The organism is Parafilimonas sp. (assembly GCF_051953455.1).
GTDB lineage: Bacteria > Bacteroidota > Bacteroidia > Chitinophagales > Chitinophagaceae > Parafilimonas.
This window is the reverse complement of sequence record NZ_JBQCIT010000040.1, coordinates 1-23,048: the sequence shown is the minus strand read 5'-3', so window position 1 is coordinate 23,048 and position 23,048 is coordinate 1. Positions and strand designations below refer to the sequence as shown.

The window sequence follows — 23,048 nt, the reverse complement described above, 5'->3', positions numbered from 1 at the left end:
GCAAAAGTGCATTAATAATTTACTTCTCCGGCAGGAAAAGTATCCTTCAATATCATATACACATGCTCAATGCCATCTTCCAGGTAAATATCACTTATCACTTTAAATCCAAGCGAACTATAAAATTTCAAGAGATAATATTGCGCACCAATCTTAATGGATCCACTACCAAAATGTTGCCTGCATAAAGCAATGGAACGCTGCATCAATTCTTTTCCCTGGCCCTTACTGCGATGCTTATGCGATATAACCACACGCCCGATTGATATTTCTTCATAAATATATCCCGGCGGCACAAGCCGTGTATAGGCCGCCAGTTCATCACCCGCAAAACCCATCAGGTGCAGGCAGCCTTCATCTTTATTGTCCATATCTAAAAAAACACAGTTTTGTTCTACCACAAAAACTTCGCTGCGCAACTGCAGGATTTTATACATTTCAAGCGGCGACAATTCATTAAAAGCTTTACAATACCATGTTATATTCATTTCACCCGTTTATTTTTTTATCAGGAAAGATGGAACGCCGGATAACTATTCCCTAATGTCAAATTTTTACAAGGCGTTTCAATACAGTATATATTGCAAGATAATTTTGTTGATGAACTGTTAAGATAAATATTGCTTATTTGCATAATAATAATTTGAAATAGAATTGCAACTATGAACATTCCTGTAATCATGCGCTGTTTATTTGTTTCATGCCTGTTTGCTGCAATAACCACAGGTGCCCAATCTCAAAATATAAGCATAAACAGCGTTCAAAACAGCCTGGAAGCTTTAGCAACCAATTTTCCACAGGAAAAAATTTATGTTCAGTTTGATAAGCCTTCTTATGCGCCCGGCGAAACCATATGGTTTAAATCATATATAATGACGGGGGCCGACCCTTCTCAAATAAGTAAAACGGTTTACATTGATTTTATCAATACTCAAGGCAGGGTACTTAAACATTGTGTATCGCCGGTATTGCAATCCGGCGGCAGCGGCGATTATAGCCTTCCGCTTGAGTTTAAAGATGAGGTTGTATATGTAAAGGCTTATACAAAATGGATGTTGAACTTTGATTCATCATTTCTTTACAGGAAAACCATTCACATTATTCAGCCAAAGCCTGCAACCAAAAGGCCTGTTCCTGCTATTAAAACAGCTATACAATTTTTACCTGAAGGCGGCAATATTGTGGAAAATATTGAAACCAATATCGCATTTAAAGCGGTGCATTTTGACGGAACGCCGGCGCCAGTAAGCGGCGCTGTTTTTAATAACAGCAATGCAAAAGTAGCCGATATAAAAACCATACACGATGGCATGGGTGCATTTTCGCTTACAGCTAAAAACGGCGAAGCCTATACCGCAAAATGGAAAGATGACCTGGGCAATAATTACGAAACAAAATTGCCGGCTGCGCAGGCCACAGGCATTGTGTTGAAAGTTTTGCCACAAGCCGATGCAAGATCGTTTACCATACAGCGGTCAGATAATGCGCCGGCTAATCTTCAGAAGTTATACATCATTGCTTCCATGCAGCAACACCTTGTGTACGGCGCTGCCGTTAATTTAAAAGATGTGCCCGTAACCGGCGGTGCTATACCGGTTAAAGAACTTCCCTCCGGCATTTTGCAGGTAACTATTTTCGATTCAAACTGGACGGCAATGGCGGAACGCATTACTTTTATTAATAATGAAAATTATAGTTTTGAACCTGAAGTTGGCTTTGCAGAATTAGGCACTGATAAGCGCAAGCTGAACACGCTTGTGATTCATACAGATTCCATTGCTGCCAATCTTTCCGTTGCCGTAACAGATGCAGGCATTGGTATTGACAGTTCCGATGATATTGTATCCCGCTTGCTCTTAACCGGCGATCTAAAAGGCAATGTTTATCATCCTTATTATTATTTTCAAAACAATTCTGATACGCTTCAAAAGCAGCTTGATCTTGTAATGCTTACCAATGGCTGGCGCCGTATTGACTGGGAAAATTCTATTCGCAATAAATACCCAAAAATAAAATACCAGAACGAAGCCGATTATTTAAGCCTTGCCGGCAAAGTGTACGGTGCAACAGACCAGCAGTTAAAAAAAGGCGCTATGCTCCTGCTCATTATTAATAACAGTAAGGATACATCCAACCGTTTTGAACAGGCGATAGTTGACCAATCCGGGAAGTTTGCCAATCCTAATATTATCTTATACGATACTTCAAAAATTTATTATAAGCTATCAGGCAATGAAAGTTTTGCCAATTCATCCGTTGTCAATTTTGATAACAGTTTGTCTTCACCAAAAACAATTACAGAAGATACCGCGGCCAATGCTTTTCTTACCGATACGGCAACCGAAAATTACAGGCGCAGGCTTGCCGAAGAAGAATTGCGTAATGCCAAGTTCAGGCAGGGCACAACGTTGCAGGATGTAGTTGTGAAAACGAGGACTAAAAGCCCCATGCAAGTATTGGATGAAAAATATGCATCGCCGCTTTTTAGTGGCGATGGCTACCAGTTTGATGTGATGAGCGATCCTTTTGGAAGAAGCGCTATGAGCGTGTTTCAATATTTGCAGGGCAGGGTTCCGGGCCTGCAGATAACAACAGCAGGTTCCACGCCAAGCGTTACATGGCGCGGCGGCACACCGGCATTTTTTTATAATGAAACACCGGCCGATGCCAGCATGCTTCAAAGTATAAGCATGAGCGATATAGCTTATGTAAAAGTTTTACGGCCGCCGTTTATTGGCGCTGTTGGCGGCGGTGCAAACGGGGCCATAGCTATTTATACACGCAAGGGCGGCGATGTGGCCACCACGCCCGGCAAAGGATTGCCTTATAAAGTAATTATTGGTTATTCTGAACAAAAGGAATTCTATTCTCCCAATTATGATATTTACAGTGAGAATAGTGATCAAAAAGATTTGCGCACAACTTTGTTTTGGTCGCCTAATGTATTAACCACACCAACCAATAATACATTCCGCCTCAAATTTTATAACAATGATGTTACACAACGTTTCCGTGTAATTGTAGAAGGCATTACCACAGATGGCAAGCTTGCACATATTGAAAAAGTAATTGAATAATTTTATGGGCCGCATTGAAAAACTGCAGGAACTCTTGCTGCAAATGCCAGGTGACAGTTTTTTAAGGCATGCGCTTGCACTGGAATATATAAAACTCAATAACGATATAGAAGCAAGGGCTTTGTTTGAAGCCGTTTTAAAAGATGAGCCGGGTTACGTAGGTTCTTATTATCATCTCGGCAAATTGCTCGAAAGAAATAGAGAAACAGCACTGGCAATTGAATGGTATGAAAAAGGAATGCAACAGGCAAAGGCGGCAAATGACCAGCATGCATATAATGAACTGCAGGCTGCGTATGAAGATTTGGTTTATTAGATTGATGATGTAATGTGGTTAAGAATTTAATGCATATTGAACATGTTAAAAATATTGCTTTAATTTTACCCTTTCATCATAAAACATAACCAATGAAATCACTTTTCTCATTACTTGTATTATCTATTTTATTCAGCAGTTTTACCATCGTTAATAAAGCAGAGCTTACAGAAGCAGAAAGAAAATTTGCCGTTGATCATCTCATTAAAACAAGGGATGATTTAATAAATTCAGTAAAAGGTTTATCGGATGCACAGTTAAATTTTAAACCAGCACCTGACAGATGGTCTGTGCTGGAATGCGTACAACATATAGCCTTAACATCGCAGGGCTTGTTTGGTTTTGTACAACAAACTTTACAAACACCTAATGACAGTGCATTTAAACCAACTGTTACAGATGAACAGTTTATCGGCATGGTTGAAGACAGAAGTCACAAAGCACAAGCTGCAGAACCTTTTAAGCCCATACATGCCCCTTATAAAACTTTGGATGAAACATTAAACGCATTCAATGCGGGCAGGGACAGCCTGATTAATTATGTGCAAACAACACATGATGATTTAAGGGCGCATATCGCAGTTCTTCCATTTGCTAAAATTGATGCCTACCAGGCCATATTATTGATATCTGCCCATACAAACCGGCATATGCAGCAGTTGAATGAAGTGAAAGCCGATCCCAATTTCCCCAAACAATAAATACATAAAAGCGTATTGAAAAGCTGCATTTAAATGCAGCTTTTTATTTTATACCACTTTTTGCATTAACAATGGCATAATTATTTTATAGCTTTAGATATGCCGGTCAATAAAAAAAATAAAGCATTGAATGCACAGCTTGCCAAGGGAACAAAACAGGGATTTCCCAAAAACCTCGCTCCTATGCTTGCCACGCTTGTTGACAAGCCTTTTGATGAGCCCGGCTGGCTGTATGAAGTAAAGTGGGACGGTTACCGGGCCCTCATTTACCTGCATAATGGCAATGTGGAAATGCGTTCTCGTAATAATAAATCTTTCAACGAAAAATTTTATGCAGTTTATAATGCATTAAAGCAATGGAAAATAAATGCAGTGCTTGATGGCGAAATTGTTGTAATTAATGATGAAGGCATTTCCAATTTCGGCGATCTTCAAAACTGGCGCAGTGAAGCAGATGGCGAATTGATGTTGTATTTGTTTGATGTGCTTTGGGTTGAAGGTTATAATGTAATGGAGCTCCCTCTGACTGAACGAAAGCAGGTACTCAATGCTATTGCTCCCGGTGCCGGCATTATTCGCGTAAGTGAAAGCTTTGATACCGGCGCCACCGAGTTTTTTGAAGCCGCAAAAAAATTAAACCTTGAAGGTATTATTGCAAAGAGGGCAGGCAGTATTTATTTGCCCGGCAAACGCAGCAGCGACTGGTTGAAAATAAAAACAAACAAGCGCCAGGAAGTTATTATAGGCGGCTTTACCAATAATGAAGGCAGCAGCAAATTATTCAGCGCATTATTGGTGGGCGTTAATGAAAATGGTAAACTGAAATATACCGGCAAAATAGGTACAGGTTTTTCTGATAAACTGCAAAAAGAAATGATGGAGCAGTTCAGGCCGCTTATCACTACTAAAATACCTTTCACGCATGAACCCGATGTAAACAAGCCGTCGCGTTTCAGGCCAGACCCGCCAAAAGCAACCGTAACCTGGCTGAAGCCAAACCTGGTGTGTGAAGTTGCTTACACGGAAATTACTTCAGATGGGGTAATGCGCCATCCTTCTTTTGAAGGTATGCGGGTGGATAAAAATGCAAATAATATACACCTGGAAAAAGAAGCGCATACAAAAGATATTGTGCCAACCTATAAAAATACAGTTATGCCAAAGAAAGCCGCAGCAAAAAAATCAGTGAAAAAAACCGCACCGGGTGCAAAGGCTCTTACTAAAAAATTGTTGAAAGGCTCAACAGGTAAAGAGCGGAAAACATTGCTCAACCCAACGGAAAAATCTCAGACAAAAACTATCAACGGGCATAGCCTCACGTTCAATAATCTCAATAAAATATATTTTCCTGCAACCAAAAATACAAAGGCCGTTAGCAAGCGTGATGTGATCAATTATTACTACCAGGTAGCGCCTTACATGCTGCCTTTTTTAAAAGACAGGCCCCAAACCATGATACGTTACCCGAATGGGATTAATGGCCAGAGTTTTTATCAAAAAGATGTTACCGGCAAAGTGCCCGGTTGGGTTGAACTTTTTCCATACAGCACGGAAGAAGGCGGCGACAGGAATTATATGATTTGTACTAACGAAGCGGGTTTATTACTGATGGCATCGCTCGGCAGCCTTGAAATACATCCCTGGAGCAGCCGTGCGCAAAAGCCCGATAACCCAGACTGGTGCATTATAGACCTTGACCCCGGCGATAAAACAACATTTGAACAGGTGATACAGGCTGCACAACAAATCAAGCAGGTGCTTGATGCCATTGGCGCAGATGCATACTGCAAAACTTCGGGTGCAACCGGCATGCACATTTATTTGCCGCTTGGCGCGAAGTATAATTATGAAATAAGTAAAGAGTTTGGAAGAGTGCTTGTAACGATCGTTCAATCGCAGTTGCCAAAGTTTACCAGCATTGAACGCATTGTGCAAAACAGGCAGGGAAAAATGTATCTCGACTTTTTGCAAAACCGGCCACAGGCAACGCTGGCAGCGCCTTATTCATTAAGGCCAAAACCCGGCGCTACCGTTTCTATGCCACTGCATTGGGATGAAGTGAAAAAAGGATTAACCGTTCAGCAGTTCAACATTTTTAATGCTGTTAACCGCATAAAGGAACAGGGTGAAATTTTTAAAGGTGTTATTGGGAAAGGTATCAACCTGAAAAAAATATTGAAGCAGATCAATACTGTTTTTGGGGAACAGGAAATGCATGAATCGTTGCTGAAGCTGATGTGATGAATAGTGGTGGATGGTGAAACATCAACGTGAATAGCAAATAACGAAAGCCTTAAAAATTACATTGTGCCATTTCACATTCTTTGGTCAGCAATCGCGCCCAATCAATAAAAAGAAAATTTACAAAACGTCCACCAGTGCTTTAAACAATGCTGTCAATTTAGGTTCTGCTTCATTTGCGGCAGCCAGCACTTCTTCATGCGTAATAACATTATCGTCTTCACGAATACCTATATCGGTAATAATGCTCATGGCAAATACTTTTATACCGGCATGAACAGCGGCAATCACTTCCTGCACTGTGCTCATACCCACCGCATCGCCGCCAACCGCTTTAATGAGTTTATATTCTGACCGCGTCTCGAAAGTGGGGCCGGTAACACCGCAGTAAACCCCTTCTTTCACTTCATAACCCAAATCTGCGGCAACAGATTTTGCCTTGCTGATAAGTGCTTTATTGTAAGGTTCACTCATATCGGGAAACCTTGTTCCTAATGCTTCTTCATTTCTGCCGAGAAGCGGGTTTATGGTAAAAAAACTGATATGATCTTTAATGATCATCATATCCCCCACTTTGAACGAGGCGTTCACACCGCCGGCGGCATTTGACAAAAGCAGGGTTTTAACGCCAAGCATTTTCATAACGCGAACCGGATAAGCCACCTGCTGCGGCGTATAGCCTTCATAAAAATGAAAACGGCCAGCCATAACCATAACCGGTTTGCCACTCATATTTCCAAAAATCAATTTACCCTTATGACCGGCCACCGTGCTCACGGGAAAATGCGGCAGGTTATTATAATCAATTTCACATTCTATCTGCATGCCGCCGGTAAAATTGCCAAGCCCGCTGCCTAATATCACACCAATAAGCGGCTGCTTTGTATATTTTGATTGAATGAAAGCTGTTGTTTCATTCAACTGTTGTATTAAATTATTTTCCATGATATGTAAAAGCACCAAAGATAGAGTTGATAAGTTGAATTGTTGATTGGTTTAGGAATGACAATTAGAAAACAGAACCTTGATTAGTAATTTGATAAAATGCTTACGGCAGCAGTTATTATCTTAGCCCGCTTATAAACCTGAAATTAATTCAATAACTGATGAAAAAATTTGTTGTATTCTTTGCGATTGCATTATCCGCCGCTGCCTGTTCTGTAACAAAGAGTAGCAGTTCCAAAATTAAGTTTGCAAACAATCCTGTTGTGGCGCACAGGGGCGCTTATAAGCTGAATAATTTTCCTGAGAATTCTATAGCCTCATTACAACAGGCGATTAAATTAAAATGTACAGGTTCTGAATTTGATGTTTGGATGACGGCTGATGATTCGCTGGTTATTCATCACGATCCGGATTATAATAAACTCGTTATTGAAAAAACCAACTTTGATGAGCTGCGGAAATACCCGCTTTTAAACGGCGAGCCGTTGCCATCGCTGCGCGAATATTTGCTTGCCGGTAAAAAAAATAATAAAACAACAAGACTGATACTTGAAATAAAGCCTTCCAAAATAAGCAAAGAGCGTGGAATAAAAGTAGCAGATAAAGTAATACAACTGGTGCATCAATTGAACTGCACAAATCTTATGGCGTATATAAGTTTTGATTATGATATAATGAAACATATTCACGCCATTGAACCCAATGCGATAACACAGTATTTAAATGGCGATATTGCCCCTGCTGCTTTAAAGGCCGATGGAATAAGCGGTGCAGATTATCATTTTTCTGTTTTTACAAAAAATCCTGCATGGATTACGGAAGCAAAAAAATATAATATACAACTCAATGCATGGACGGTTGATGATTCAACGATCATGCGCCAGCTCCTGGACAGCGGTTTTAATTTTATTACAACCAACCAGCCTGAAATGCTTTTGGGAATATTGAAAAGCAGGAAGTGAGTATTTTTCTTTGATTAAACTGCAATAATCCGGTCAGGCTGCTATTAGAGTCCGGCCGGATTACATACATAAAATCCTTATTTAGCCGCCAGTTGCTCAGTTCTGGCAGCAGGCACGGTTTTAAGAAAATTATAAATGGCCTTCAGTTCGTTATCATCCATGTGCTTGAAACTATTCCAGGGCATTTCGCTTTGCGGAATAAGCTTTCCTTTTTTGAAGCGCTCAATAAATTGTTGCTGCGACCAGGTAAATATGCGGCCGGAAGAATCGTTGGTAAGGTTGGGCGGTATCAGGCCATTCATAGGATTACCGCCTGCGAGGTATGGCCCGTCAAAATTACCGCTTAAATCGCGTTTTGAATGGCAGCCTATACAATTGCCCACATTAAAAACAAGGTATTTGCCATAGGCGGCCGTTGTATCGGCATGCATCGCAGCAGGCACATCGCCGGTTGGACCAACAGGCTTTACCATATATGCCTTCACAAGATTACCCATAACGTTCAGTGTATTTTCAGGCACTTTGTTTTTAACCGGTTTCGTACTTCTTAAATAAGATATAACCGCCGTTAAATCTTCATCACTCATATCATGAAATGACATGAATTCATAAACCGCTTCGCCGTTTGCATGCACGCCATAGCGTATAACCCTTGCTAATTCAGCATCGGTCCTGTTGCCAATACCTGTTTCTTTATCAGGCGTTATATTTCTTGAATAAACAGTACCCAGCGGCATTGTAAATGCATAACCGCCTGAAAGCGGTGGCTCCTGCCCTGCCTGCAGCATGGAGTCTGCATTAACCAGGCTATGGCAATCTGCACAATGTGCAATGCTGAACACCAAATGTTTGCCGTGTGCAATTACAGCGGTGTCTTTTGAAGCATGAATATCAGGATATGGGGCATCATATTTTAAGTGCTGCCTTGATGCAGTAGTAATAGATATACCGGCAATTAATACAAGCAATATAATGCCAGTCCATTTTAAAATTTTCTTTATCATAAAAAAGGATTTATTTTTTTCATAAATGCCGAACGAAAGTAGAATGGCGGCAGAACGGTGTCAATTACCAACTGTATCAACTGCTAAAAAAAAGCGATGATATGTAGTATTTCATGTAACACTGAAATACAATGCCGGCAAAGGTTTTCGGGTTTATATGTTGGCCTGAAGGCAATTTCACACACATACAGCGTCACTAACAGTATGGCCTTTTACATTTCATCAACCCATTTATACAATTCAGTCATTACAGGCTTGTCATAGCGCTTAATTCAAAAAAAATTTACAGCGGAATTCATCTGAATAATTTCATCAATACAACTAAAACTTTTTTATGAATCATTTTTACGCTAATCAAAAACACATTGCGCTGTGCAATAAAAAAAGCAGTGTAAATATTTTACTGGCAGCAGTATTACTTGTATTTTCTTTTAATGTAAAAGCCCAGAATGTGCTCGTGGGTTTAACATCAAATGGTGGTATTAATGGTAAAGGCACGGCTTTTCAAATAAATACCAACGGCAATAATTTTTCAATTATTAATGGCTTTACAGATTGGGGCAATACGCCGCACGGCAGTTTATTTAAAGATACGGATGGCAATTTTTATGGCATGACCAGCAGCGGCGGCACAAATAATTATGGAACCATTTTTAAAATGACACCAGCCGGTGAAATAACCATATTAAGGCAACTTGTTTATGCTACCGATGGCGGTTATCCTTATGGTGAATTAATTAAAGGTGCGGATGGATACCTGTATGGTTTAACTGCAGCCGGCGGCGCAAATACTTATGGCACCATTTTTAAAATTTCAACCTCCGGCGATTTTACTGTTATAAGGCACCTGGCTTATGCAGATGGCGCTAACCCACATGGGCATTTAACCCTGGCATCAGATGGCAATTTTTATGGAATAACCTATAGTGGCGGCAGCACAGGCGCCGGGGCAATTTTCAAATTAACGCCGGGCGGCGTGTATTCTGTAATTCATTCAATGGTTAAAGCAACAGAAGGTGCTAACAGTTATGCCAGTTTAACCGAAGCCGGCGATGGCAATTTATATGGCACCTGCTATAGCGGCGGCCAATATGGTTTTGGAACTATATTCAAAGTAACAAAAGCCGGTGTGCTCACTGTATTGAGGCATCTTTATTCCACAACAGACGGCACTTACCCGCAAAGCGATTTACTTAAAGCAAAAGACGGATTTTTATATGGCACCTGCTATGGTGGCGGCCAATACGGCGGCGGCACCATATTTAAAGTTTCAAACAAAGGCGCTTACACTGTATTAAAAAATCTTTCTGTTGGTGCCGATGGCGGATATCCTTATGGCGGCATTATGCAATACAACGATACAAGTTTCTATGGCATTACCCGTTCCGGCGGCCCAAAAAGCGGCGGAACAATTTACAGGCTCACCACCACCGGCAAATACACCATTATACACGCACTGGATTATAATAATGAAGGCAGCAGCAGTTCTTCTGTTCCGGCCAAAGGCAACGATGGCAACCTCTATGCTATGGCAAGCGCCGGCGGATTGCTTAATTATGGTATTATTTTCAAAACAACTACTGCAGGCGATTTTACCATACTTAATACATTCAATGGTTCAGTGCAGGGCAATAGTCCTTATGGTTCTTTTATCAAAGGAAAAGACAGCGCTTATTATTGCATGGCGAATGCAGGCGGTGCTTATGGCCATGGCAGCATTGTAAAAATTTGTGGCGGCACTGCAACCGTATTCCATTCATTTAATAAAGCAACTGAAGGCGGTTTTCCAAAAGGCAGTCTTTTACTCGCATCTGACGGTAATTTTTATGGCATGACGTCAACAGGCGGCACAAAAGCTTATGGCACCATTTTTAAAATTACGTCAGCCGGCGTATTTACCGTGATACATGATTTTATAAGTTCCACCGAAGGCGGAAGCCCCGCCGGAAGTTTAATTCAGGCAAAAGATGGCTTTTTATATGGAATGACAACCGGTGGCGGTGCAGGCAATGCAGGCACTATTTTTAAACTGAAAACATCTGGCAGCAATTTTACAATTGTAAAAAGTTTTGTGTTTGCAACGGATGGCGGTTCGCCGCAAGGCAGTTTGCTGCAGGCAAATGATAGTAATTTTTATGGCATGACAAGCAACAGCGGGCGCATTTTTAAATTAACGCCTACAGGTGTTTATACTAACCTGCACACCCTTAACGGCAGTTACGAAGGTTATAATCCAATGGGCAGTCTTATACAGGGCAAGGATGGATATTTATATGGCACCTGCAGCGACGGCAGCGCCAATGCGGCCGGTACTATTTTTAAGGCGGGCCTCGACGGATCAATTAAAATGGTGGTGGCGCTTAATAAAACCACGCAGGGCAGAATGCCAAAAGGCGCATTAATGCAGGGGCCTGATGGAATGTTGTATGGTACAACAAGCATTGGCGGCACTTATAATGCAGGCACAATTTTCAAGCTTACAACATCGGGAACACTTACAGTTTTACGGCATCTTAACATGGCTACTGATGGAGGTAATGCCTACAGCACATTAATCTTCGCACCAATAAATAACCTTGTGGCTGATGCAAAAACGGCAAGCGTAAACGAAGACGGCAAAGTACAGATAACGCTAAGCGGTTCCGGCGGCAGCACGCTGAAATATACAATCATTAATAAATCTATACATGGCAAACTGACCGGTACTGCACCTGCAATGACTTATACGCCAAATAAAAATTACAGCGGTAAAGACAGCTTTAGTTACCTGGTTAAAATTGGATGCATTGCTTCTGCAAAAGCATTTGTTTCAATAACTGTCAAGCCAATGCCGGATACGCCCGTACTGGCAGCCATAGGTAACAAAACTATAAAGAAAGATTCAACGCTAAAATTTACAGCAAAGGCTACCGATGCTGATGCAGGCCAGAAAATAACTTATTCATTGATCGGCGCTCCTGCTGGCGCAACTATAAACGCAACCAGCGGTGCCTTTACATGGAAAGCAACGACCGTTGGAACCTTTACATTCAAGGTCAGGGCAACAGACAATGGCACCCCGGCATTGTATGATGAAGAGCAAATAAAAGTAACCGTAACAAATACCTTAGCTGCAATGGCTGCTGAAAACTTTGAAGTTGCTGAAACAACAAGCGTGAATATATTTCCTAACCCGGCACATGATATTTTACATATTTCGATACCGGCCGGTACGGAGAATGTTCTGGCAAGGATTATCGATGTCAACGGAAAAATTATTTCAACCTACAACCTTAAAAACAATGGTAAAGTAAATGCAGAAGTGAATATATCATCTTTGATAAATGGCATATATTTTCTGCAGGTGCAGGCGGGAGAATTAAAGGAAACATTGAAGTTTATAAAGAATTAAGCGGTTAGGGCAGGCTGTAAATGCAGTTTCATTCACAGTGCTTTACAGTATTTATATTCAAGGAGCTGTTTAATAATCATTCTTTTCAAAATGCTGTTGTTATTTTTGAAGTGTTTTATAGAATGTTTTTAAACAGCTTCTTAGTTTATTCATACAACCGTTATAATAACCATGAAAAAATTTGATGCCATCATAATTGGTTCGGGCCAGGGAGGAACACCACTTGCAAAAGCGCTGGCAAAAGCAAAATGGAAAACAGCATTAATTGAAAAAGAATTTGCCGGCGGCACCTGCATTAATTATGGCTGCACGCCAACGAAAACAATTATATCCTGTGCAAAAACAGCCTATAATGTTAAGCACGCAAAAGAATGGGGCATTAATGCAGTAAAACCCGAGGCTGATATAAAAGCAATAATGAAATTTAAAAACAGGATTGTAAATGAATCAAGAAACGGTTTGTATGATGGCCTTACTTCCACACCGCATCTTACCTATATTGAAGGTGAGGCAAGATTTACGGGGTTTAAAGAATTATCAGTGGCATTAAATAAAGGCGGTACCATGCAACTAAAGGCTGAAAAGATTTTTCTAGATGTTGGCACCAGCCCTGCAATACCTGCCATTGATGGCCTTGATAAAATTGATTATTATACGTCACAGTCATTACTGGATTTAAAAGAAATACCGGAATCGCTCATCATTATCGGTGGCAGTTATATAGCGCTTGAATTTGGCCAGGCTTACAGCAGGTTTGGAAGTAAGGTAACCATGCTTGAAAGAAGTAAAGATTTCCTTCCCAGAGAAGACCGGGATATTGCCTTATGTATGCAGCAAATACTTGAAGCGGAAAATATAAACATTCGTACAGGCGTTGATCTGTCAGGTGTAAAAAAATCAGGCAGAAAAATAAGTGTGGCATTCACGGCAGATAATAAAACATTTGCTTTAAGTGCAACGCATCTTTTAGTTGCCACCGGCAGAAAACCCAATACAAAAAACCTTGGTTTGGAGAATACCAATGTTGCAACAGATGAACGTGGTTTTATAAAAGTGAATGATAAACTTGAAACTTCTGCCAATGGTATTTATGCCATCGGCGATGTAACCGGCGAGCCGCAGTTCACGCATATTTCGTATAACGACTATATTATTTTGAAAGAGAATTTATTGAATGGGCAAAATAATTCAACCCAAAACAGGCAGGTGCCTTATTGCATGTTTACCGATCCGCAACTGGCCCGTATAGGCATCTCTGAAGCAGAGGCCAGGAAACAAAAACTGAATTATAAAGTAGCTACATTATCAATGAAACACGTGGCAAGGGCAAGGGAAACCAATCATACAAAAGGTATGATGAAAGCCGTGGTGGATGCAGATACAAAACAAATTTTAGGCGCTGCCATTATTGGCGAAGAAGCAGGTGAAACGATAGCCGCATTGCAAATGGCAATGATGGGTAAAATACCTTATACGCAACTCGCCGAAATGATTATAGCGCATCCAACTTATACAGAATCTATTAATAATTTGTTCCTTCCATTAATAAAATAGTTGTATATCACAAGCATAAAATGATATAAGAAATAAACTGTCTTTTCTTATAAAGAACTCATGGTATATTAGCGATTCAATCATTACTAAGCTATGATATATAAAAAGTCAATCGCTGCAATGCTGTTTATTATTTTTTGTGTTCAGGTAAACAGCCAGTCATCACTTCCCCGCAGCACACCGGAAGCCGAAGGTGTTTCTTCAAAAAACATTATCCGCTTTTTAGATGCAGCCAATTCAAGCAAAACAGAATTTCACAGTTTTATGCTGTTGCGTCATGGAAAAGTAGTTGCCGAAGGATGGTGGAATCCTTACAGCGCCGACCTGAAACATACGCTGTATTCAACCAGCAAAAGCTTTACGGCAACTGCCATCGGCTTTGCCGTAAGCGAAAAATTATTATCGGTTAATGATAAAGTTGTATCATTTTTTCCAAACGATTTGCCGGATACGGTGAATGCATTTCTATCTGCGCTTACGGTGAAAAATGTTTTAAGCATGAGTGACGGGCAGGAACCTGATCCAACCGGTATGGTTGTTGGCCGCGACAGCAATTGGGTAAAAGGATTTTTATCAACGCCAATACTGCATTACCCGGGCACAGAATTTTTATATAATTCTTTAGGCACTTACATGCTTGCTGCTATTGTACAAAAAGTAACGGGCCAAACAGTACTTGATTATTTAAAACCGCGTTTGTTTGAGCCTTTGGGTATTCAGGGAGAAGATTGGGAAACAGATGCACGTGGTATTAATACAGGCGGCTGGGGATTAAGATTGAAAACGGAAGACATGGCAAAATTCGGGCAGTTATTTTTACAAAAAGGTAGCTGGAATGGTAAGCAATTACTACCCGTTTCATGGATTGAAGAAGCAACAACAGCAAAGATATTACAGGACCCTGATGCGCCGCAATCCAAAAGAGATTCAAGCGACTGGCTGCAGGGTTATTGCTACCAGATGTGGCTTTGCAGAAATGAAGCGTACCGCGGTGATGGCGCTTTTGGCCAGTATATAATTGTACTACCTAAAAAAGATGCTGTGATTGCAATAACTGCTGAAACGCCCGATATGCAGGAAGAGATCAATCTTGTATGGAAGCATATATTACCCGGCTTACAGGATGAAGCATTGCCCGAAGACGCGGCAGCCTCATTGCAGCTAAAAGAAAAACTGGCTTCACTGGCTTTGCCCCTGCCTGCAAACGCAAACTCTTCTTCTTTACAAAAAATATTGAAAGGCAAAACTTTCAAATTGCAACCAAACGAAAAGAACATTCAATCAATTTCATTCAAATTTGATAATGATGTTTGTTATGCAACTATAACAGATTCGGCGGCGCACACTTTTGCTTTTGGCGCCGGCAAATGGATGCGCAGCACCACAACCATGCATGGCCCAAACCTTGTTGCAGGCGCAAAAAATAACCTTAATGGTTTGCCTGCATTTATTACGGATGGCGCCTATCGCTGGACAGAAGATAAAACGCTGGAGCTTACCTTACGTTTCACTGAGAGCCCGCATACATACACTTATATTTGCAGCTTTGATGGAAAGAAAGTTGCGGTGAATGTAAAAACCAGTTTCTATTTTGGCAAAGGCGATATAAATATACCAGGTGAAATGACAAAATGAGGTTGATATAACGTGAACCGTCAATCGTGAAACGTGAAAGTGCAATTCGGGCTGGGAGCTTGCAGCCTGAGCTTGCAGCTTATTAAAAAAGCATCAATTTTATATGAATAAAAAAATTGCAATTATTGGCGCTGGTATAAGCGGGCTTGCTACGGCTTATATTTTAAGCGGCAGCAATAAATATGATATCACCGTTTTGGCAAAGGAATTCTCACCCAATATTACATCCAACAGGGCTGCGGCATTCTGGTATCCTTACCAGATAAGGTTTGATAAACGCGGCATTGCATGGAGCAAAAAGAGTTATGATTTTTTTAAAGCGCTTGCAAACGATGCTTCCTCAGGCATAAGCATGAAACATTTAATAAAAGTGATACGTAAAGATGTGGTGGAAGAAGAACCGGTATGGCTTGAATTTATTCCCGAAGGTGTTTGCACAATGGTACCCGAAGATCAGTTAGCACCTGGAATACAAAAAGCGTATGACGTATGGGTGCCACTGGTTGAAACACAGATATTTCTTCCTTACCTGCAACATATTTTTTCAACACGCAATGTTGTTTTCAAACAACAGGAAGTAAAAAGTTTTGAGGAGCTTTCCTCATTCGACATCATTATTAACTGTACTGGTTTGGGGGCTCGCAGTTTGTGCCATGATGAAGCCATTATTCCTATACGCGGGCAAATAGTTTTGCTGGAAACCGACACATCAATGCCCATTTATATGGACAATGAAACGCCTTTATATATTGTACCGCGTAAAGATGCGATGATCGTTGGCGGCACTTATGAACGCGGTGTTTATGATGCAGTAACAGAGCCTGAAACATTAGAGCGCATTCTTTCCAACGCTTACAATGTTTTTCCTCAATTAAAAAATCATCAGGTATTGGGTAACTGGGCAGGTCTCCGGCCTTATCGCCCGCAGGTTAGGGTGGAACATGAACCTGGCACCAACATCATCCATAATTACGGTCATGGTGGCAGCGGTTTTACTTTAAGCTTTGGCTGCGCATCAGATGTGGCCAACCTTGTTGAACAAATGAATTGATTATGAGTATTACAATCAGAAGAATAGTTAAAGATGATTGTGCACGCCTGCTTGAACTCGTGCATGAACTGGCGGTTTATGAAAAAGCGCCTGATGAAGTTACGGTAACACTTGACCATTTTATTGAAAGTGGGTTTGGCAAAAAGCCTGTATGGTGGGGCTTTGCCGCCGAAGAAGATGGCATTGTGCTGGGCTTTGTTTTATACTACATACGTTATTCTACCTGGAAAGGACAACGCATGTATCTTGAAGATTTTCTGGTTACCGAAAAGGCACGCGGCAAAGGCATTGGCAAATTATTGTTTGACCGTTTGGTGGAAGAAGCTAAAGAAAAAAAGTTCAACGGTATTGTGTGGCAGGTATTGGAATGGAACGAGCCTGCTATCAATTTCTATAAAAAATATAATGCCTCTTTTGACGCCGAATGGATTAACTGCAGCATTGAAATAAAGTAGTGTAATTAATCATAGATACTTTCTTATAAATTAAGAAATTGTTGAGCCATCATTCTGAATACCGGTCAGACGCTTTGGTAAACACTGATCTATTTACTTCTAAAAAATGTCAGACCGGTAGCTGGTAATAATGCCCTTTAACCTGCCGGGAGCTTCCTGAATAATTAAATTATATAGCTATTTTTCAATCATCATTATCATCAACAATAACAGAAACAGTTTCTTTTTGTTTTAATGATGATGCTTTTTTTACAAGATTGATAAACTCATTCCTGTAGCCCTCTTCATCGTTTGCAATTGCGGATTGTGCCATATCTCTTACCGTTGAAAAATCAGCCACACCTTTATATTCAGAATTGCGTAGTAACATGCCAAATGCAGCAACGGCGGTTGCAAATCGGAAATTATCCGATGTTGAATTGAAAGCAATGTTTTCATCTTTTAACAGGTGTTCAATCAAAATGCTTTTATCGCTTTCCGGTTTTTTATAACGCAGCTTTATGTTCATTACCTCGTCATTAAAATTACGCTTTGATAATGGTTTGATTTTTTGATAACGCAACGCGTCCACATCTTTCAACAGGGTATCTTTTACACCGGCCGGAATCAATTCATATAAAGCTGTAACGGTGTGGCCGCTGCCCAATTCGCCTGCGTCTTTTTTGTCATCATTAAAATCTTCTTTATCCAGCAAACGGTTTTCATAACCAATCAAACGGTAACCCTGTACTTTTTCAGGATTGAACTCAATCTGCAGCTTTACATCTTTTGCTATTGTAAATAATGTTCCGCCAAACTCATTTACAAAAACTTTTTTTGCTTCGCTGATATTATCAATGTAGTTATGATTTCCGTTTCCTTTATCGGCAAGCGTTTGCATTTTTGCATCCTGGTAATTACCCGTTCCAAATCCCAGTACAGAAAGAAACACGCCGGTGCTTCTCTCCTTTTCTATCAGGGTTTGCAGTTCATCTTCGCTGCTTTGGCCCACATTAAAATCTCCATCGGTACAAAGTATAACGCGGTTGTTGCCCCCTTTTATAAAATTATTTCCGGCGGTTTTATAAGCAAGCTTAATACCTGCCCCACCAGCAGTTGAGCCGCCTGCTTCCAGTGCATCAATGGCGTCTTTGATCTTCATCTTTTCTTCACCACTTGTTGATGGCAATACCAAACCCGCATTGCCCGCATAAACCACCAATGCCACTTTATCCTGCGGCCGCAATTGGTCAACCAATAATTTTGACGATGATTGCACCAATGGCAGTTTATCAGGCTCATTCATGCTGCCGCTAACATCAATAAGGAAAACAAGATTGGAAGCAGGGAGATTTTGGATTGAAATCTTCTTTCCCTGCAATCCAATCATTACTAATTTATGTTGGGCATTCCATGGACAGCCTGCTATTTCTGTATTAATGCTGAATGGCGCATCGTCTTGCGGCTGCGGATAACTATAATTGAAATAATTGATCATTTCTTCAATACGCACAGCGCCAGGCGGCGGCAACCGGCCATCATTTATAAAGCGACGTATGTTGGCATATGATGCAGCATCCACATCAATAGAAAAAGTGGAAAGCGGGTTATCATTTGTTTTTAAGAAAGGATTTTCAACAATGTGATCATAGCCTTCCGTATTAAAGTTGCCGTTATAACGCCATGATTCATCATATTTCTTTTTCTCTTTATGCCGGGTTAAACTAATGCTTTTACTGCCGCGTATATAAATACCTGCGGCCTTACCGCTTAATTGCTGGGACATAACCGGCGCTGCGTTTAAAGCAACATCGGCGCTTTCATTTCCATAACCAACTATCACAACTTCGTTAAGGCTTGAAACCTGTGCCTCAAGCACAATCGTATAATCTGATTTATCAGAAAGCTTTATTGTTGTCGTTTTATAACCAACAAAAGATACCTCCAGCGCTTTAACCTTATCATCAACAACAATAGAAAATTTACCGTTAACACCTGAAACAACGCTGTTCTTTGTTCCTTTTGCAATAACAGAGGCACCCATAACCGGTTTCCGATTTTCATCCTGTATTGTTCCTGTTATTATTCTGTTTGTTTTTACAGTAAAGGCAAAGCCAAGCATGACGAGCATGATGCCCGCAAAGCATATCTTTTTCATATTGATTATTTTATTGTTGATTAACGGTTGCTTAATTACTTCTCTTTAGGTTTTAAAATGGGCGTTTTTATCATCCTGTAATTACCTGTTGGCATATTAAAACGAATTGTGCTGTCTGGTTTTATCACGTACATATTGTCCGGCGTAGCGGTATAAATATCAAAATGATTGCTGTTGCCTTTATAAGTAAGTTTTGGTGTTGGCAGTTTTAAAATATCATTGTTTAAGCTGTCTGCAAACGGATACACCGGTTTGGCTTTTTTGCTGCGCTTTTACAATAAAAAAAGAAAGCAGGGCAACCATCGTGCAGATAATTATTTTTCCTGTGCATAATTTCTTCGTTTGCATAGCAACTGGTTTAATAAGGAGATGCAAATAATTTCCTGATTACATAAGGCGAAAGAAAAAATTTTAAATCATTTGTAATTTTAAAACCACCAAGGCACAAAGACTCGAAGTTTCACCAAGCTTTGTGCATCTTTGTGGCTAACATTAAAATTTGCCGGCGCAGTTAAAACACATACAAGCCATCGCATCCTTAACAGATGAAGCATTGCTGGTTGAATTTAAAAAGCAATCCGACCAGCAAGTACTGGCGCAATTGTATATGCGTTATACAGACCTCGTGTATGGTGTATGCCTGAAGTATTTGAAAGATGCAGAAGCCGCAAAAGATGCCGTAATGAACATCTACCAGGAATTATTAACAAAACTGCAAACACACGAGGTAGATAATTTTAAAAGCTGGTTATATGTAGTGGCAAAAAATCACTGCCTGATGCAGTTACGGAAAGATAAAAAAATGCAAACTGTGGAATTTACACCAACGGTTATGCAATCGGAAGACTTTTCGCATCTTGACTATGTGCTTGAAAAAGAAAGCGAATTAAAAAAGCTGGAATTTTGTATTGAACATTTACCGGATGAACAAAAGCAAAGCATTCAATTATTTTATCTTGAAAACAAATGTTATAACGAAATAGTGGAACAAACCGGTTATGAATGGAACAGGGTGCGAAGCCTTATACAAAACGGGCGGCGTAATTTAAAAATCTGTATGGAAAAAAATGGCTGAACCGTTAAAACATATTAATTATTCACTTGAAGATATCCAGCGGTATTTGCAGGGCAAAATGCCGGCAACAGAAATGCATGACATAGAAAAAGCTGCCTTGCAGGACCCGTTTCTGGCCGATGCCATAGAAGGTTTTAATGAAGCCGATATTAACACCGCCAAACAACATTTGAATGAGATAAATGCGGGACTGTTTGCAGAAAAGCGAAAAACTAAAATCGTTGCCTTTAATAAAAGAACAAGGTGGCTGAATATTGCCGCTTTGGTTATTGTGCTTGCAGGCACTGGTTTGGTAATATCTTTCTTAACAAAAACATCATCTTCAGATAAGCAGGCAGAGATTGCAAAAGTGCAGCAGGCACCGGTTAAAAAAGAAGCCGTAAAAGATTCTGCTGTTGCACCGGCTAGTACTGCTGAAATCAAGCAGGCAGATACAGCTTTATTAATTGCAGAAAATAAAGTTGCAAAAAAAGCACAGCCTTCATCAGCTAAAACAAAAATGAAAGAAAAAGCTGAAGTTGTTGGTACCAATGCGTCGAATGAAGCGGAAGCAGATGCTTATAAAACAGATGTTGCCATTGCAGCTTCCCCTGCTCCTGTTCCTGAAAAAACGATGATGTCAAGGGCATATGCTGCAGCTGCTGCAAACGCAGACAGCCTGCAAACAACTTTACAGGGGAAGGTTGGCGGCCTTACTGCTCTGCCAACTACTTTTTCAGGAAAAGTAGTTGATGAAAACAATAAGCCTATTGCAGGGGTTACGGTTGTGTCTGCGGACAATAAAGCTGCGGTTTTAACCGATATAAACGGTGATTTTAACCTGCAAAAAAATGATACATTATTACATGTAACGGCAAGCACTGTTGGCTATAACACCCAAAGCACAGCATTACAGCAGGGTTTTAATAAACCTATCATGTTAAAACAAAGCAGCGAATCTTTAAACGATGTGGTGGTTACCGGGTATGGCACTCAGCAAAAAAGCAACATTACCGGATCTGCTTTGCATAAACAAAAGGATATGGTCAGAGATTCTGCCATGCCCGTTGGCGGATGGAATAATTTCAACAATTATGTGGTTACACAATTGAATAAAGACACCACCACGTCGGGCATAACCAATCCAAGAGACCTTGTAGAACTGGAGTTTTTAATAGATAATTCCGGCAACCCTTATAATATTAAAGTAACCAAATCTCCCAATGATGTGTATAGCACAAAAGCCGTAGAGATATTAAAGCATGGCCCAAAATGGACGATACCGGCGAAAAAGAAAAAGGCAAAAGTGGTAATTAACTTTTAGTGGCCGGATGGTCGTACTGTCCCGTCAATCACAAAATATTGTTGAAATTTTTTTTACCAAGCAAAGGAACACTCATAACGATTTCCCAATTCCAGGCTCCAACAGATGCCATCTGTACTGCTGCTGAAGGGAGTGACACAAGGAAGACGCCATTTTGGTCAACTGCCGGTAACAAAAAATAACCTTAAGCGCAGCTTTGATAATTCCACAAACCGTGAAGTTTCTATTTGATGCGGAAGTGAAATTTTGTCATTCCTTTTCGAAAGCTTTTCTTTGCCGCCACTTTTAAAACTGTCAGGGTTAGCGATTCCGTGAAAATTTGGCTTTAAGCCTGGCAGTGGCAAAAAAATTGATAACGGATTGCCTGCCGACAGGCAACCTTCTATTCAGTAAATTTTAAAATTTATACATTTTATGGCTAAAACAGACATTAAGGTTACCCCATTACACGACAGGGTAATAATCGAACCGGCTAAAGCCGAAGAAAAAACTGCAGGCGGAATTATCATCCCTGACACTGCTAAAGAAAAACCACAGCGTGGCACTGTTGTAGCAGCAGGCCCCGGCAAAAAAGACGAGCCTGTAACCGTTAAAGCGGGCGATACTGTTTTGTATGGCAAATATGCCGGCACAGAAATCAGCATCGAGGGCACTGATTACCTTATTATGAGGGAAAGCGACATTTTGGCGATTGTTTAATTTGAAAATTTGAAGACGTGCTAATTTGATATGTTAGCAGCTTCAGGTTTTCAAACTCAATTTTCAAATTTTCAAATTATTAAATTTTCAAATTAAATACTATGTCTAAACAACTCTTCTTCGATATTGAAGCGAGAAATAAAATGAAACGCGGCGTTGACGTGCTTGCTAACGCAGTGAAAGTAACATTGGGTCCTAAAGGCCGTAATGTGGTGTTAGAGAAAAAATTCGGTGCTCCTTCTGTAACAAAAGATGGTGTAACTGTAGCCAAAGAAATTGAACTGGAAGATTCTATTGAAAACATGGGTGCACAAATGGTGAAGGAAGTAGCTTCCAAAACCGCAGATATTGCAGGTGACGGTACTACTACTGCAACTGTATTGGCGCAATCAATCATCAGCGAAGGTTTAAAGAACGTTGCTGCCGGCGCTAATCCAATGGATTTGAAACGCGGTATTGACAAAGCTGTAGCTGCTGTGGTTGAAAACCTGAAATCTCAGAG

At 40.5% G+C, this 23,048-nt stretch carries 19 protein-coding genes; 14 read left to right on the top strand and 5 right to left on the bottom strand.

Annotation, left to right across the window (positions count from 1 at the left end):
- Window positions 1-11: 11 nt before the first annotated feature.
- The gene (locus ACTHN6_RS15215) at window positions 12-488 is read right to left on the bottom strand and encodes a GNAT family N-acetyltransferase (protein ID WP_440436625.1); all 477 of its coding nucleotides are present in this window, start codon (window positions 486-488) and stop codon (window positions 12-14) included.
- Window positions 489-662: 174 nt separating this feature from the next.
- Here ACTHN6_RS15215 and ACTHN6_RS15210 point away from each other — a divergent pair, with 174 nt between their 5' ends.
- From ACTHN6_RS15210 to ligD, 4 genes are all read left to right on the top strand, one after another.
- Window positions 663-3,077 carry a hypothetical protein gene (locus tag ACTHN6_RS15210; RefSeq protein WP_440436624.1) on the top strand — a complete coding sequence of 805 codons (2,415 nt, stop codon included), beginning with the start codon at window positions 663-665 and terminating at the stop codon, window positions 3,075-3,077.
- Window positions 3,078-3,081: 4 nt separating this feature from the next.
- A complete protein-coding gene (locus ACTHN6_RS15205; RefSeq protein ID WP_440436623.1) occupies window positions 3,082-3,393 on the top strand; it encodes a hypothetical protein in 312 nt (103 codons plus the stop codon).
- Between the two features lie 92 nt (window positions 3,394-3,485).
- On the top strand, window positions 3,486-4,094 hold the full coding sequence (locus ACTHN6_RS15200; protein ID WP_440436622.1) for a DinB family protein: 609 nt from the start codon (window positions 3,486-3,488) through the stop codon (window positions 4,092-4,094).
- 99 nt (window positions 4,095-4,193) lie between these two features.
- On the top strand, window positions 4,194-6,335 hold the full coding sequence (ligD, locus tag ACTHN6_RS15195) for a DNA ligase D (RefSeq protein ID WP_440436621.1): 2,142 nt from the start codon (window positions 4,194-4,196) through the stop codon (window positions 6,333-6,335).
- Between the two features lie 120 nt (window positions 6,336-6,455).
- On the opposite strand, the gene ACTHN6_RS15190 is transcribed toward ligD, so the two are convergent.
- Window positions 6,456-7,280 (bottom strand): purine-nucleoside phosphorylase, encoded by an 825-nt coding sequence (locus ACTHN6_RS15190; protein WP_440436620.1) that lies wholly within the window; start codon window positions 7,278-7,280, stop codon window positions 6,456-6,458.
- Between the two features lie 161 nt (window positions 7,281-7,441).
- On the opposite strand from ACTHN6_RS15190, the gene ACTHN6_RS15185 reads away from it, so the two are divergent.
- Entirely contained in the window at window positions 7,442-8,242 is an 801-nt protein-coding gene (locus tag ACTHN6_RS15185) for a glycerophosphodiester phosphodiesterase (protein WP_440436619.1), read from the top strand.
- Window positions 8,243-8,319: 77 nt separating this feature from the next.
- On the opposite strand, the gene ACTHN6_RS15180 is transcribed toward ACTHN6_RS15185, so the two are convergent.
- Window positions 8,320-9,246, bottom strand: coding sequence for a cytochrome c (locus ACTHN6_RS15180; protein WP_440436618.1), 927 nt, complete (start codon window positions 9,244-9,246; stop codon window positions 8,320-8,322).
- Window positions 9,247-9,580: 334 nt separating this feature from the next.
- Here ACTHN6_RS15180 and ACTHN6_RS15175 point away from each other — a divergent pair, with 334 nt between their 5' ends.
- The 5 genes from ACTHN6_RS15175 (at window position 9,581) to ACTHN6_RS15155 (ending at window position 17,332) form a co-directional block, all read left to right on the top strand.
- Entirely contained in the window at window positions 9,581-12,637 is a 3,057-nt protein-coding gene (locus tag ACTHN6_RS15175) for a choice-of-anchor tandem repeat GloVer-containing protein (protein ID WP_440436617.1), read from the top strand.
- Between the two features lie 171 nt (window positions 12,638-12,808).
- Window positions 12,809-14,191: a mercuric reductase gene (locus tag ACTHN6_RS15170; RefSeq protein ID WP_440436616.1), complete on the top strand. Its 1,383-nt coding sequence runs from the start codon at window positions 12,809-12,811 to the stop codon at window positions 14,189-14,191.
- Between the two features lie 93 nt (window positions 14,192-14,284).
- Window positions 14,285-15,826, top strand: a complete 1,542-nt coding sequence (locus ACTHN6_RS15165) for a serine hydrolase domain-containing protein (protein ID WP_440436615.1) — start codon at window positions 14,285-14,287, stop codon at window positions 15,824-15,826.
- A 103-nt stretch (window positions 15,827-15,929) separates the two neighbouring features.
- Window positions 15,930-16,877, top strand: a complete 948-nt coding sequence (locus ACTHN6_RS15160) for an FAD-dependent oxidoreductase (protein WP_440436614.1) — start codon at window positions 15,930-15,932, stop codon at window positions 16,875-16,877.
- A 2-nt stretch (window positions 16,878-16,879) separates the two neighbouring features.
- Window positions 16,880-17,332: an N-acetyltransferase family protein gene (locus tag ACTHN6_RS15155; RefSeq protein WP_440436613.1), complete on the top strand. Its 453-nt coding sequence runs from the start codon at window positions 16,880-16,882 to the stop codon at window positions 17,330-17,332.
- A gap of 184 nt (window positions 17,333-17,516) precedes the next feature.
- On the opposite strand, the gene ACTHN6_RS15150 is transcribed toward ACTHN6_RS15155, so the two are convergent.
- A complete protein-coding gene (locus tag ACTHN6_RS15150) occupies window positions 17,517-19,469 on the bottom strand; it encodes a YfbK domain-containing protein (protein WP_440436612.1) in 1,953 nt (650 codons plus the stop codon).
- A gap of 35 nt (window positions 19,470-19,504) precedes the next feature.
- A complete protein-coding gene (locus ACTHN6_RS15145) occupies window positions 19,505-19,717 on the bottom strand; it encodes a hypothetical protein (RefSeq protein ID WP_440436611.1) in 213 nt (70 codons plus the stop codon).
- A 251-nt stretch (window positions 19,718-19,968) separates the two neighbouring features.
- On the opposite strand from ACTHN6_RS15145, the gene ACTHN6_RS15140 reads away from it, so the two are divergent.
- The 4 genes from ACTHN6_RS15140 to ACTHN6_RS15125 form a co-directional block, all read left to right on the top strand.
- A complete protein-coding gene (locus ACTHN6_RS15140; protein ID WP_440436610.1) occupies window positions 19,969-20,544 on the top strand; it encodes an RNA polymerase sigma factor in 576 nt (191 codons plus the stop codon).
- On the top strand, window positions 20,537-21,847 hold the full coding sequence (locus tag ACTHN6_RS15135) for a carboxypeptidase-like regulatory domain-containing protein (protein ID WP_440436609.1): 1,311 nt from the start codon (window positions 20,537-20,539) through the stop codon (window positions 21,845-21,847). Before ACTHN6_RS15140 ends, ACTHN6_RS15135 begins: the two co-directional genes overlap by 8 nt.
- Before the next feature lie 414 nt (window positions 21,848-22,261).
- Entirely contained in the window at window positions 22,262-22,546 is a 285-nt protein-coding gene (locus ACTHN6_RS15130; RefSeq protein ID WP_090663166.1) for a co-chaperone GroES, read from the top strand.
- A 101-nt stretch (window positions 22,547-22,647) separates the two neighbouring features.
- The coding region (locus ACTHN6_RS15125; RefSeq protein ID WP_440436608.1) for a TCP-1/cpn60 chaperonin family protein at window positions 22,648-23,048 on the top strand (401 nt) is incomplete at its 3' end.

Excerpts from the sequence above, each read along its gene's own strand:
- ACTHN6_RS15205 (WP_440436623.1), top strand. The coding sequence starts at position 3,082 with ATGGGCCGCATTGAAAAACTGCAGGAACTCTTGCTGCAAATGCCAGGT.
- ACTHN6_RS15210 (WP_440436624.1), top strand. The coding sequence starts at position 663 with ATGAACATTCCTGTAATCATGCGCTGTTTATTTGTTTCATGCCTGTTT.
- ACTHN6_RS15150 (WP_440436612.1), bottom strand. The coding sequence starts at position 19,469 with ATGAAAAAGATATGCTTTGCGGGCATCATGCTCGTCATGCTTGGCTTT.
- ACTHN6_RS15190 (WP_440436620.1), bottom strand. The coding sequence starts at position 7,280 with ATGGAAAATAATTTAATACAACAGTTGAATGAAACAACAGCTTTCATT.
- ligD (WP_440436621.1), top strand. The coding sequence starts at position 4,194 with ATGCCGGTCAATAAAAAAAATAAAGCATTGAATGCACAGCTTGCCAAG.
- ACTHN6_RS15135 (WP_440436609.1), top strand. The coding sequence starts at position 20,537 with ATGGCTGAACCGTTAAAACATATTAATTATTCACTTGAAGATATCCAG.
- ACTHN6_RS15130 (WP_090663166.1), top strand. The coding sequence starts at position 22,262 with ATGGCTAAAACAGACATTAAGGTTACCCCATTACACGACAGGGTAATA.
- ACTHN6_RS15185 (WP_440436619.1), top strand. The coding sequence starts at position 7,442 with ATGAAAAAATTTGTTGTATTCTTTGCGATTGCATTATCCGCCGCTGCC.
- ACTHN6_RS15215 (WP_440436625.1), bottom strand. The coding sequence starts at position 488 with ATGAATATAACATGGTATTGTAAAGCTTTTAATGAATTGTCGCCGCTT.
- ACTHN6_RS15180 (WP_440436618.1), bottom strand. The coding sequence starts at position 9,246 with ATGATAAAGAAAATTTTAAAATGGACTGGCATTATATTGCTTGTATTA.
- ACTHN6_RS15170 (WP_440436616.1), top strand. The coding sequence starts at position 12,809 with ATGAAAAAATTTGATGCCATCATAATTGGTTCGGGCCAGGGAGGAACA.
- ACTHN6_RS15160 (WP_440436614.1), top strand. The coding sequence starts at position 15,930 with ATGAATAAAAAAATTGCAATTATTGGCGCTGGTATAAGCGGGCTTGCT.
- ACTHN6_RS15155 (WP_440436613.1), top strand. The coding sequence starts at position 16,880 with ATGAGTATTACAATCAGAAGAATAGTTAAAGATGATTGTGCACGCCTG.
- ACTHN6_RS15175 (WP_440436617.1), top strand. The coding sequence starts at position 9,581 with ATGAATCATTTTTACGCTAATCAAAAACACATTGCGCTGTGCAATAAA.
- ACTHN6_RS15200 (WP_440436622.1), top strand. The coding sequence starts at position 3,486 with ATGAAATCACTTTTCTCATTACTTGTATTATCTATTTTATTCAGCAGT.
- ACTHN6_RS15165 (WP_440436615.1), top strand. The coding sequence starts at position 14,285 with ATGATATATAAAAAGTCAATCGCTGCAATGCTGTTTATTATTTTTTGT.